The 11,720-nt window shown below is 71.0% G+C and carries 10 protein-coding genes; 7 read left to right on the top strand and 3 right to left on the bottom strand.

The features are described from left to right. Positions 1-84: 84 nt before the first annotated feature. The 6 genes from QRN26_RS04410 to QRN26_RS04385 all read left to right on the top strand — a co-directional run bounded on the left by QRN26_RS04410 (position 85) and on the right by QRN26_RS04385 (position 7,873). Entirely contained in the window at positions 85-1,437 is a 1,353-nt protein-coding gene (locus QRN26_RS04410) for a purine-cytosine permease family protein (RefSeq protein ID WP_285035456.1), read from the top strand. Between the two features lie 67 nt (positions 1,438-1,504). Beyond that, the gene (locus tag QRN26_RS04405; protein ID WP_056780096.1) at positions 1,505-3,058 is read left to right on the top strand and encodes a hydantoinase/oxoprolinase N-terminal domain-containing protein; all 1,554 of its coding nucleotides are present in this window, start codon (positions 1,505-1,507) and stop codon (positions 3,056-3,058) included. Then, positions 3,055-4,158: an S-methyl thiohydantoin desulfurase family protein gene (locus QRN26_RS04400; protein WP_285035454.1), complete on the top strand. Its 1,104-nt coding sequence runs from the start codon at positions 3,055-3,057 to the stop codon at positions 4,156-4,158. Before QRN26_RS04405 ends, QRN26_RS04400 begins: the two co-directional genes overlap by 4 nt. Then, positions 4,155-5,303 (top strand): S-methyl thiohydantoin desulfurase family protein, encoded by a 1,149-nt coding sequence (locus QRN26_RS04395; protein WP_285035452.1) that lies wholly within the window; start codon positions 4,155-4,157, stop codon positions 5,301-5,303. The genes QRN26_RS04400 and QRN26_RS04395 overlap by 4 nt, the downstream gene beginning before the upstream one ends. A gap of 9 nt (positions 5,304-5,312) precedes the next feature. Next, positions 5,313-6,368 (top strand): DUF917 domain-containing protein, encoded by a 1,056-nt coding sequence (locus tag QRN26_RS04390; protein ID WP_285035451.1) that lies wholly within the window; start codon positions 5,313-5,315, stop codon positions 6,366-6,368. Then, positions 6,365-7,873, top strand: a complete 1,509-nt coding sequence (locus QRN26_RS04385) for a PucR family transcriptional regulator (protein ID WP_285035450.1) — start codon at positions 6,365-6,367, stop codon at positions 7,871-7,873. The genes QRN26_RS04390 and QRN26_RS04385 overlap by 4 nt, the downstream gene beginning before the upstream one ends. Positions 7,874-7,964: 91 nt before the next feature. Here QRN26_RS04385 and pdxY read toward each other — a convergent pair whose 3' ends face one another. Further along, positions 7,965-8,813, bottom strand: coding sequence for a pyridoxal kinase PdxY (gene pdxY, locus QRN26_RS04380; RefSeq protein WP_056009832.1), 849 nt, complete (start codon positions 8,811-8,813; stop codon positions 7,965-7,967). Between the two features lie 170 nt (positions 8,814-8,983). Here pdxY and QRN26_RS04375 point away from each other — a divergent pair, with 170 nt between their 5' ends. Continuing rightward, a complete protein-coding gene (locus QRN26_RS04375; RefSeq protein ID WP_056009834.1) occupies positions 8,984-9,994 on the top strand; it encodes a diacylglycerol/lipid kinase family protein in 1,011 nt (336 codons plus the stop codon). 24 nt (positions 9,995-10,018) lie between these two features. Here the strand turns inward: QRN26_RS04375 and QRN26_RS04370 are convergent, their stop codons facing one another. Beyond that, entirely contained in the window at positions 10,019-11,329 is a 1,311-nt protein-coding gene (locus tag QRN26_RS04370; RefSeq protein WP_285035448.1) for an MFS transporter, read from the bottom strand. Positions 11,330-11,339: 10 nt separating this feature from the next. Then, positions 11,340-11,618 carry a hypothetical protein gene (locus QRN26_RS04365; protein ID WP_139382353.1) on the bottom strand — a complete coding sequence of 93 codons (279 nt, stop codon included), beginning with the start codon at positions 11,616-11,618 and terminating at the stop codon, positions 11,340-11,342. Between the last annotated feature and the right edge of the window lie 102 nt (positions 11,619-11,720).

Genomic DNA, 11,720 nt, shown 5'->3' with positions numbered 1-11,720 from the left:
ACGATGCACATCGTGCTGCGCGGAGGACGTCAGTACCGTTGCGGCAACCCGCACCGCTCCTTCCCCCACCTTCTGGAGACCTCCATGGCTCGCATGGCACACGCAGACGACTTCGCCCTGTCCCGCGTCCGTCCCGACGCACAGAAACCCTGGTTCGGCATCGCCGTCCAGCGGTTCGGCCAGGTGTCGGCCCTGTCCCAGTTCCTCCTCGGCGCGACCCTCGGCTACAGCATGACCTTCGGCGAGGCCTTCCTCGCGCTCCTCCTCGGCTCGATCATCCTCGAGGTGATCATGTGCATCGTCGGCATCATCGGACAGAAGGAGGGCCTCAACACGGCGCTCCTCGCCCGGTGGGCCGGCTTCGGCGAGGTGGGCGCCTCGCTCGTCGGCCTCGCGATCGGCATCAGCCTCATCGGCTGGTTCGGCATCCAGAGCGCCATCTCCGCCGAGTCGCTCGACGCCCTCCTGCCGGGCTTCATGCCGGTGTGGGCCTGGAGCCTCATCTTCGGCCTCGCGGTCACGGCCATCGTCGCCTACGGGTTCAAGGGCATGCAGTGGCTCGCGAACATCACCGTGCCGCTGTTCCTCATCCTCGTCGGCTGGTCGATCATCAGCGAACTCACCAAGCACGACTTCATGGAGCTCGTCACCGGCCCGGCCCCCGGCCCGACCATGAGCGTGTGGGCGGGCACCGGGATCGTCGCCGGCGGCCTCATCGTCGGCGCGATCATCACCGCCGACATGACCCGCTTCAACCGCTCCCGCGCCGACGTCATCAAGCAGACCGTCGTGGGCGTCTCGCTCGGCGAGTTCGTCATCGGCCTCTCGGGCGTCCTGCTCGCCCACGCCGCCGCCTCGGGCAACGTCGTTGCGATCGTCACGTCGTCGGTCGGCCTCATCGGTCTCATCATCGTCATCACCGGCACCCTGAAGATCAACGACTGGAACCTGTACTCCTCGACCCTCGGCCTGGTCAACTTCATCTCCACGGCCTTCGGCAAGAACCTCAACCGGGTGACCACGACGATCGTCCTCGGCGTCGTCGGCTCGATCCTCGCCGCCGTCGGCATCCTCGGCCAGTTCTCCGGCTTCCTCATCATCCTCGGCGTCGCGTTCCCGCCCATCGCGGGCATCATGGTCGCCGAGTACTTCATCGTGAAGCGCTGGCGCGGTGAGCTCGACGAGACCCGCGCGTCCGGTCGCCTGCCCACGACGGCGCCGCGCATCGTCCCCGCGACGATCATCATCTGGGCCGTGTCCGCGATCACCGGCTACTTCGTCACCTGGGGCATCCCCGCCGTCCTCTCCCTCATCCTCTCGATGGTGCTGTACATCGCCGCCGGGAAGCTTGGCTGGGTCCGCGGGGTCGGCGTCGCCCACACCTCGCAGATCGCAGCCGACGTGCCGACGGACAGCCCGGCCACCGCCTCCAACTGATCCACCGCGCACCCGTTCCGATCCACCGCGCACGTTCCACCGCACCGACAGAAAGCGAACCCCTCATATGCACATCGGTATCGATGTCGGCGGCACCAACACCGACGCCGTGCTCATGGACGGCACCACCACTCTGGCTGCCGTGAAGCACGCGACCACCCCGGACGTGACCGACGGGATCGTCCAGGCGATCGGCGAACTGCGGGGCGGACACCACTTCGACGGTGAGCAGATCACCGCGGTGATGATCGGGACGACGCACTTCATCAACGCCCTCGTGCAGGCCAAGCGCCTGGCGCCGACCGCGGCACTCCGGCTCGGCCTGCCGGCGACGCGGGCCCTGCCGCCGCTCGTCGACTGGCCGGCCGAGCTCGTCGAGGCGATCAGCGCTCGCAGCTACCTCGCGCACGGTGGCTACGAGTTCGACGGCCGCCCCATCTCCCCGATCGACCCCGACGAGCTGCGGGCGCACGCCGAGGACATGCGGGCGAACGGCATCCGCTCCGTCGCGATCTCCTCCGTCTTCAGCCCGGTCAACCACGACCTCGAGGTCGAGGCGGCACGGATCGTCGGCGAGGTCCTCGGACCCGACGTCGCCATCTCGCTCTCCCACGAGATCGGGCGGATCGGCCTCCTGGAGCGGGAGAACGCGACCATCATCAACGCGGCGCTGCGCGAACTCGCCTCGGAGATCGTCGACGGCCTCACCGCCGCCGTCCGGAAGCAGGGCATCGAGGCGCCCATCTTCCTCAGCCAGAACGACGGCACGCTCATGGACGAGGACTACGTGCGCCTCTACCCGGTCGCGACGTTCGCCTCCGGCCCGACCAACTCGATGCGCGGTGCCGCCCTGACGAGCGGCCTCGCGACCTGTGCGGTCGTCGACATCGGCGGCACCACGGCCGACATCGGCCTCCTCATCAACGGCTTCCCCCGCGAGACGGCGAACGAGGTCAAGGTCGCGGGCATCCGCACGAACTTCCGGATGCCCGACGTGCTCTCGATCGGCATCGGCGGCGGCAGCATCGTCGACGAGGAGACGGCCGAGGTCGGGCCGGCGTCCGTGGGCTACAAGCTCATGACGGAGGCTCTCGTCTTCGGCGGTGACACCCTCACGGCGACCGACATCGCGGTGGCCGCCGGTCGCGCCTCCATCGGCGACGCCTCGAAGGTCGCGCACCTCGATCCCGCCTTCGTGGAGCGCGTGCTCGCCCGCATCGGCGAGCGCATCGCCGAGGCCGTGGACCGCATGCGGACCTCCCCCGAGCCCATCCCCGTGGTGGCGGTCGGCGGCGGGTCGATCCTGCTGTCCGACGAACTCCCCATCTTCGGCGCCGTCCACCGGCCCGACAACTACGCCGTGGCCAATGCCATCGGTGCTTCCATCGCGCAGGTCGGCGGCGAGATCGACAAGGTCTACGCCATCGAGCCCGGTCGGCGCGAGGAGGCGATCGCCGAGGTCCGTACCGAGGCGATCGACAAGGCGATCGCGGCCGGCGCCTCCCCCGCGTCGGTCGCGATCGTCGATTTCGACGAGGTCCCCATCCCGTACCTGCCGGGCAACGCGACCCGGATCCGCGTGAAGGCCGTCGGCGACCTCGACATGGGAGGCCTCCGATGAGCTGGACGATCACCGCCGAGCTCATCCCCGGCCTCGCCCGTGGGGCCGCCGTCCTCGGGACCGGCGGCGGCGGCGACCCGTACATCGGCGCCCTGCTCGCTGCGCAAGCCCTGCGCGAGCACGGGGACGTCACCGTCGTGACCCTCGACGAGGTCCCCGACGACGCGCTCGTCCTCACCGTCGCGATGATGGGGGCACCGACCGTCATGGTCGAGAAGCTGCCGAGCCTCACCGAGGTGGTCGCGCCCGTCCACGCCCTGAGCGCCTCGCTCGGACGCCCCGTCACCCACGTCGCCTGCGCGGAGGTCGGCGGCGTCAACTCGACCATCCCGATCGCTGCAGCGGCCGCCCTCGGCCTCCCGCTCATCGACGCCGACGGCATGGGCCGGGCCTTCCCCGAACTGCAGATGGTCCTCCCCACCCTGTACGGGATCGACGCCTCGCCCCTGGCGTTCAGCGACGAGAAGGGCAACACCGGCGTCCTCACCACCGTCGACAACAGCTGGACGGAGCGGATCGCCCGCGTCGCCTGCGTGGAGATGGGGTGCTCGGTGATGATCTCCGGTTTCCCCATGTCCGGCGCCCAGGCCCGTGAGGCGCTCGTCGCCGACTCGTTGTCGCTGTGCCGCGAGATCGGCGACGGCATCACAGCTGCGCGCGAGGAGAAGGCCGACGCCGTCACGCGCACCGTCGAGCTGCTCGGCGGACGCGAACTGTTCGCCGGCAAGGTCGTCGACGTCGAACGCGCGACCACGACGGGGTTCGCCCGCGGGCGCGCGCGGATCGACGGTGTGGATGCCAGCCTGGAGCTCTCCTTCCAGAACGAGCACCTGATCGCCGCCCTGGACGGCGTCACACTCGTGACGACCCCCGACCTCATCATGGTGCTCGAGCACGACTCCGGTGAGCCGATCACGACGGAGGGCCTGCGCTACGGCCAGCGCGTCCGGGTGATCGCCGCGCCGAGCGACGAACGCTGGCACAGTCCGGCGGCCCTCGCGATGGTCGGTCCGGGCTACTTCGGCTACGACGTGGCCTCGCACCGCTTCGACGGCACGACGGAGACCCCGGTCGACGAGACTCCGGAGGTCGCTGCATGAGCTGGACCCTGACCGCCGCAGACCTCCCCGACCTCGCCCGCGGCGCCACGCTCCTCGGCACGGGCGGCGGCGGCGACCCCTACATCGGCATGATGCTCGTCAAGCAGGTGCTCGGCGATCGCAGCATCACGATCCTCGACCCCGACGAGCTCGACGATGACCTGTTCGTCATCCCCACCGCACAGATGGGCGCACCGACCGTCATGGTCGAGAAGATCCCCGCGGGGTTCGAGCCGACGCTCGCACTCCGCACCCTCGAAGAGCACCTCGGCCGCACCGCCGACGCGACCATGCCGATCGAGTGCGGTGGCATCAACTCGATGATCCCGCTGATCGTCGCCGCCGAGACCGGGCTGCCGGTCGTCGACGCCGACGGCATGGGTCGGGCGTTCCCGGAGCTCTCGATGGAGACCTTCGCGGTCTACGGGGTGCACGGATCGCCGCTGGCCATCGCAGGCGAACGCGGCGAGCGCGTGATCATCGACACCGGCGACGACGACCGCCAGATGGAGTGGTTGGCCCGTGGCATCGCCATCCGGCTCGGAGGGGTCGCCCACATCGCCGAGTACGCGATGAGCGGGGCCGACGTCCGACGCACCGCGGTGCCGCGGACGATCTCGATGGCGCTCGCCCTCGGCCGCGCGATCCGGATCGCGCGCGAGGAGCACCGGTCGCCGTTCACCGCCATCGCCGACACCCTGTCCACGACGCTCTACTCCCACATGCGGGAGCTGTTCGTGGGGAAGGTCGCCGATGTGGAGCGCCGCACCACGGAGGGCTTCGCGAAGGGCACGGCCGTCATCTGGTCGACGGACCCGGCGAGCTCCGAACGTCTCGAGATCTCCTTCCAGAACGAGAACCTCATCGCCCGGTGGAACGGTGAGGTCGTGGCGATCGTGCCGGACCTCATCTGCATCGTCGACCACGAGACCGCGGAGCCGATCACCACGGAGGGCCTGCGCTACGGCCAACGGGTGCGGGTGCTCGGGATCTCGACGCCGGCACTCATGCGCACCCCCGACGCCCTCCGCGCGTTCGGCCCGAGCGCCTTCGGGCTGTCGGAGCCGTTCGTCCCAGTGGAGGGCGAGGCGGCTGCCGCAGAAGCCGCTGAGGCGTTCGGCGGCGGGCAGGCGGTCCGAGCCTAGGCTGGTGCCATGCCGACCACCCTCGAGCACGATCGACTCCGCGCGCTGGCGACGGGGTTCGCGATCCTGGGCTCCGGCGGCGGCGGCGCGACCACGATGCTCGAACTGGTGCTGTCCGACCCCGGCGTCTGGCCGTTCGAGCTGCACGCGGTCGACGACCTCGACCCGGCGACGCCGTGCCTCGCCCTCGGCTTCGTCGGATCCACGCTGCTCCTCGGTGAACGGCTGCCGGGCACCGATCCGTTCGGGCGCCTGATCGGTGCCGCCGAACGCTGGCTCGGCCACCGGATCCCGGCGATCTGCTCCCTCGAGGGTGGCGGGGTCAACGGGCTCACCCCGTTCGCGTTCGCCGCCGACCGCCTGATCGTCGACGCCGACCTCACCGGCCGCGCCGTGCCGTCGCTCGACCAGATGTCGTTGCTCGTCGACGAGGTCCCCGGCATCGTCGTGACCTGCGACACGGGCGGCGGGGGTGTCGCCCTCGTCGAGACGGAGCGCGCCCTCGACATCGAACGGGTCGTCCGCGCCGCCATCGTGCAGGCGGGTGGGAGCGGCGGGATGGTCTACGCCGGGTTCACCGTCGGCGACCTCCGGGAGCATGCGATCGTCGGGAACGCCACCCGTGCCGTGCAGCTCGGCGCGGCGTTCCTCGGTGCCGCGTCCGGCTCCCTCGACGAGCTGTCCGGCTCCATGGGTGGTCGTCTCCTCGCCGAGGGTCGCGTCAGCGCGATCGAGGCCGACCGGAACGACCCGCACGTGCTCGCGTTCGCCATCGACGGCAGTGGCGGGCAGGTGCACCGGCTCGTCGCGAGGTCGGAGACGCTCGCCCTCATGACGGACGGCCGCGTCGAGGCCGCCGCGCCGGACCTCATCGTCGTCCTCGACACCGTCTCCCGGGACATCCTCGAGGTCTCCGCGATCTCGATGGCCAGGCAGGTCGCCGTCATCCGCATCGACGGACCCGGCTGGTGGTCGCGGACGCCGGAGCGGCTGCGCCGGGTGCTCCCCTCGGCCTACGGCCTGGACGAACTCGACGAGGTCCACACCGACGGGGTCCCGGTATGAGCGATCGTCTGCAGTCGGGCGCCCTCCTCGCGCACCCTGACAACGGCGGCGTGCGGCTCGTCGCCGGCCCGGCCGACGCCAACTGGGCCGGTGTGGTCGTCGAGACGGAGGAGGCTGCTCTCCCCGAGGACGACGCCGGCCGACTCGCCGTGCTGACCGGCGTCCCACCCACGCGCCCTTGGCAGCAGGACGCGCTCATCCGGCGGATCAGGGACCGCGGGTTCCGGGCCCTCGCGATGCAGCAGGCCGACGGCTTCGGTGCGGGCACGCGCGCCCTCGCCGACCGCCTCGGGTTCACGCTCCTGCACGTCGACCGGCCGATGCTGCTCGCGAAGGCGTGCTGGCAGCTGGTCGAGGCACGCGACTCGTTGACGCTCGGCTACGTGCGGAAGGTGGCGCAGTCCATCGAGTACCACGCCGAAGGCCTCCCGGACCTGCTGCGGCACCTCTCGTCCAGCGTCGGCCACGGCATCGCGCTCATCGACAGCGAGGGCGTGCTGCTCGAGGCGGGCGGGCGGCTGACGCCGGAGGTCCACGCCGCGATCGACTTCTCCCCCTGGACGGACCGGACCCGTGCCGGGACGGGCACTGCGGCGTCCGTCCGCGTCGACAGCCCCAGTCGAGAGGGGCTCCGGCTCGCGTTCTTCGGTGACGGGCTCGACGAGCGGCAGGTGAGCGCGCTCGCGGTCGCGGCGGAGGTCGCCATGCCCGCCGTCGCCGCCAGGATCCTCATCGACGAGGTCGCGGAGGTCAGCGACGCCTCGGTGTCCTCCGGCGTCCTCCGCGACTTCGTCGACCTGCGCGGCCGGCCCGATCCGGACGTCGAGCGGCGCATGCTCGAACGCGGCTGGCGGACCACCGGGTACCACCTCGCCTTCCGCACGGTCGGTCGGAGCCGGGTCGACGCCCTCCAGCTCCTCCGGTTCGTGACGAGCGCGCTCGGTCGGATCGCCGCCGACTCCCACGCGACGACGAGCGGCCGAGGCGTGAGCGGGTGGCTCACCTTCACGGAGCCGCCGCCGCCGTCCCAGGTCGAGCGGTACGTCGGCGCCCTGCGCGAGCTGCACGTCGAGGCGCGTCGGTCGTTCAACGTAGCGACCGCCGTCGGTTCCCTGGCGAGCGGTTCGGCCGGACTCACCTCGTCGCTCAGTGAGGCGGCGGACGCGGTCCGGATCGCGGTGAACCGGTCGACGACGGGGTGGTTCGTGCGGGTCGACGGCCTCGGTCTCGAGCAACTCCTCCTCGCCTGGACCGGCAACGACATCTTCGTGCCGGCCGCGCGGTCCTTGCTCGCGCCCCTGCAGGCCGGGCAGGGTGAGCTGTTGACGACGCTGTCCGCCTACCTCGACCACGAGTCGGCGGTCGGGCCGACGGCCGCCGCGCTCGGGCTGCACCGCAACACCGTCGCGACGCGGATCACCCGGGCGCAGGAACTCCTCGGCGTCGACATGGCCGATCCGGAGGTGCGCCTCGCACTGCACCTCGCCTGCCGCGCGGTGCGCTGAGCCACGTCTGGTCGCTGAGCTTGTCGAAGTGCCGCCCTTCGACAAGCTCAGGGACCGGAACGGGAACTCACGGACCGGGCGCGCGCCCTCCTCAGACCGCCGTCGCGGTGAACTGCATCCGCGGGTTCGCGTAGAACTCCTGCGCCTCGACGAGCTGCAGCTCGCGCTGACCAGACCGGTACGTCAGCTCGACCAGGTCGAACACGCTCGACGCCGTCCGCTCCAGCGCCAGCTTCGCGTCGCGCGTCTCGCCGTAGTGCGCGGCGAACAGCGCCGCCGTGACGTCGCCCGAACCGTTCGCCTTGAACGGCAGCAGCGGCGTCTGCACGATCCACCGGCCGGCGTCGTCGACGACGAGCATCTCGATGGTCTCCGGGTCGCGGTCGGGGCGCTCGACACTCGTCACGAGGACCACCGACGGCCCCATCGCGCGCGCCAGCTCGACCGACGCCAACGTCGACTCCAGCGAGCCGGGCTCGGTGCCCGTGAGGAAGCCGAGCTCGAACTGGTTCGGCGTGATGATGTCGGCGTTCGGGACGACGCGGTCGCGCAGGAGGTCCGGGATCTCGGGTGCGACGAAGCAGCCGGACTTCGCGTTGCCCATGACGGGGTCGCACGCGTACAGGGCCGAGGGGTTCGCCGCTTTGACCCGCTGGACCGCGTCGACGATGACGTCTCCGATGCCGACGCCGCCCTGGTAGCCCGACAGCACCACGTCGATCTGCGGGAACGCGCCGCGCTCCTCGACACCCGTGATGACCTCGCCCACCTGCTCCGGCGAGATGAGTGGGCCGCGCCAGGCGCCGTAGCCGGTGTGGTTCGAGAAGTTCACGGTGTTCACCGGGATCACCTCGACGCCGATGCGCTGGAGGGGGAACACGGCTGCGGAGTTGCCGACGTGCCCGTAGGCCACGGCGGACTGGATGCTGAGGATCTTCACGATGTCGCAATCACGATGGGAAGGCCGCCGCGGACACTGCGTTCGTGGCGGGCATGGACGGTGCCTGCAAGGTCTCAACGATACTCTTCCGCCGCCTGCAGAACCCACGTGCCGCGTCAACCCGCGAGCGGGATCTCCCTCCCTCGCGTCTCCGCTTCTATGCTGATCGGATGACGACTCCTGAGAGCACGACCACGCCGAGTGACACCACGGCGACCAAGACCGCCGCCGTCATCTACAACCCCGTGAAGGTCGACCTCGATGCGCTCCGCGAGTCGGTCGACCGCTCCGCCGCCGACGCGGGCTGGGGCGAGTCGCTCTGGTTCGAGACGAGCGTCGACGACGTCGGCCAGGGCGTCACCGCCGAGGCGATCGCCGCGAAGGTCGACCTCGTCATCGCGGCCGGTGGCGACGGCACGGTCCGTGCGGTCTCCGAGGCGCTGCGCGGCAGCGGTATCCCTCTCGCACTCCTGCCCTCGGGCACCGGCAACCTGCTCGCCCGCAACCTCGACCTCACGCTCAACGACCTGCCCGGTTCCGTCATCACCGCGTTCACCGGCGACGACAAGCCGATCGACCTCGGTGTCATCGACATCGAACGCGCCGACCACTCGCGCGACCGCCACGTGTTCGTCGTCATGGCCGGTATGGGTATCGACGCGAAGATGATCAAGAACACCGACGACGACCTCAAGGCCAAGGCCGGCTGGGCCGCCTACGTCGACGCGATCGTGAAGTCGCTGCGCGACCCGGACGAACTGCACCTGCGCTTCCGCATCGACGACGAGCCGCAGATCCGCGCCACCGTGCACACGGTCATCATCGGCAACTGCGGTTCGCTGCCGGCCAACATCCTGCTCCTGCCGGACGCGGTCGTCGACGACGGCCTGTTCGACCTCATGTTCATGCGTCCCGGCGGGGTCTTCGGCTGGATCCGCATCTGGGCGAAGGTCGCCTGGGTGAACGGGGTGCTGCGCCGGACCAAGACCGGCCGGGCCCTCGCCGGCAAGCAGAAGGACGACGGCGAGCTCCGCTACGGCACGGCGAAGCGCTTCGTCGCCCGCATGTCGAAGCCGGAGGAGATCGAGCTCGACGGCGACGGCTTCGGCAAGGCCGTCGCGATCAACACCTGGATCGAGCCGGGTGCCCTCACCGTCCGCGTGCCGGCTGCAGCCGAGTAGCGACGAGCGGACTCGCCAGCGGGCTCACCCCCGAGGGGTGACCCGCCGGGCCCAGAGCAGCACGGGGATGAGCAGGAGCGCGAGCACCCCGCCCGCGATCGACAGCGCCTCGTAGCCGACGCCCGCCATCACCACACCCGACATGACGCCCGCACCTGCGCCGGCGAGGGCGATCAGGACGTCGAGCGTGCCCTGCGTGCGCGCGCGGTTGGCGGGCACGGTGTGGTCGACGACCAGCGCGGTACCCGCGATGAGCCCGAAGTTCCAGCCGAGTCCGAGGAGCGCGAGCGCCAGGATGAGCAGGCCGAGCGAGTCCGCCGGCGCGAGGGCTCCCGTGACACCGGCGAGCAGGAGGGTCACGCCGGCGGCGATCGCCATCGGGGTGCGGCCGATGCGGTCGACGAGGACGCCGGTGATGAGCGACGGCAGGTACATCGCGGCGATGTGGATGCCGATCACGAGCCCGACCTCGCCCAGGCCGTGGTGGTGGGCTCGCATATGCACGGGCGTCATCGTCATGACCGCGACCATCGCGATCTGCGTGACCACCATGACCGCGGCACCGACATAGGCGCCGACGCCGGGGCGCGGGCGCGGACCCTCGGCCGGCTCGTCCTGGCCGGTCGTCGCCTCCTCCGAGACCGCGTCCAGCTGCGCGAGCTCCGCGTCCAGTCGGCGCGCGAGGAGGAACGGGTCCGGACGCAGGAGCACGAGGAACGCCGTGCCAGCAGCGAGGTACGCGACCGCGGCGAGCAGGAACGGCCCGGCGAGCGACGGGAGCCCGAGGCCGGTCGCGAACGCTCCCAGCGGTTCGACGAGGTTGGGCCCGGCCACCGCGCCGAGCGTGGTCGACACCATCGCGACGCTGATGGCGGTCCCGCGGTGTGCCGGGGTCGCGAGGTCGGTGCCGGCGTAGCGTGCCTGGAGGTTCGTGGCTGTGCCCGCGCCGTAGACGAACAGCGACAGGAACAGCAGCGGCACCTGGGCCGTCGTCGCGGCCAGGACGACGCCGATCGCGCCGACCCCGCCCGCTGCGAATCCGAGTCCGAGCCCGATCCGTCGGCCGAGGCGTTGTGTGACGCGCCCGACGAGGAACGCCGTGAGCGCCGAACCGAGGGTCAGGAGCGCGGCTGCGACACCCGCGAGGCTCGTGCTCCCGAGGACGTCCTGCACGAGCAGCGCCCCGACCGTCACTCCGGCAGCGAGGCCGGCCCCGCCGAGCACCTGGCTGATGACGACGACGGTGAGCGTCCGCCGCTGCACCCGCGCTCGTTCGGCGGCGATGCCCGCGATCGTCGCCGTCCTGCTCGTGTCGGGCTCGGCGCTGTCGGTCATGCTCCGGCCGTCAGCGGCGCGTGGAGATGCGGCCGTAGGCGTCGACCGTGACGATCAGCGACTCGACCTTCCGGTTCACGACGCGGATGATCACGACGATGAGCCAGAGCCCACCGGTGATGAGCGTCAGGATGAGGTTCCAGAACCAGCCGATGCGCTTCTGCCGCTGCAGGACCGCCTGCTGCCCCTGGACCGACGACACCGACCAGCCTCGGGCCGCGTAGCGGGCGACCTCGGCGTTGAGCACGGCGGTGAGCTGCTCCATCGGGAGCGGAGTGGAGGAGGACATGCATCGAATCTACTCTCCGCGGGCCGCCGGGTCCTCGGTCCCTGAGCCTGTCGAAGGGTGCCCCGGCTCCCCGCCCACCGATCCCAACACCGCCGGTCCCTG

Origin of the sequence: Plantibacter sp. ME-Dv--P-095, from assembly GCF_030209365.1 — a bacterium.
GTDB lineage: Bacteria > Actinomycetota > Actinomycetes > Actinomycetales > Microbacteriaceae > Plantibacter.
This window is presented reverse-complemented; position numbering and strand designations above follow the sequence as displayed.

Coding starts and splice junctions, on each gene's coding strand:
- QRN26_RS04370 (WP_285035448.1), bottom strand. CDS start 11,329: ATGACCGACAGCGCCGAGCCCGACACGAGCAGGACGGCGACGATCGCG.
- QRN26_RS04375 (WP_056009834.1), top strand. CDS start 8,984: ATGACGACTCCTGAGAGCACGACCACGCCGAGTGACACCACGGCGACC.
- QRN26_RS04390 (WP_285035451.1), top strand. CDS start 5,313: ATGCCGACCACCCTCGAGCACGATCGACTCCGCGCGCTGGCGACGGGG.
- QRN26_RS04400 (WP_285035454.1), top strand. CDS start 3,055: ATGAGCTGGACGATCACCGCCGAGCTCATCCCCGGCCTCGCCCGTGGG.
- QRN26_RS04405 (WP_056780096.1), top strand. CDS start 1,505: ATGCACATCGGTATCGATGTCGGCGGCACCAACACCGACGCCGTGCTC.
- QRN26_RS04385 (WP_285035450.1), top strand. CDS start 6,365: ATGAGCGATCGTCTGCAGTCGGGCGCCCTCCTCGCGCACCCTGACAAC.
- QRN26_RS04410 (WP_285035456.1), top strand. CDS start 85: ATGGCTCGCATGGCACACGCAGACGACTTCGCCCTGTCCCGCGTCCGT.
- QRN26_RS04395 (WP_285035452.1), top strand. CDS start 4,155: ATGAGCTGGACCCTGACCGCCGCAGACCTCCCCGACCTCGCCCGCGGC.
- QRN26_RS04365 (WP_139382353.1), bottom strand. CDS start 11,618: ATGTCCTCCTCCACTCCGCTCCCGATGGAGCAGCTCACCGCCGTGCTC.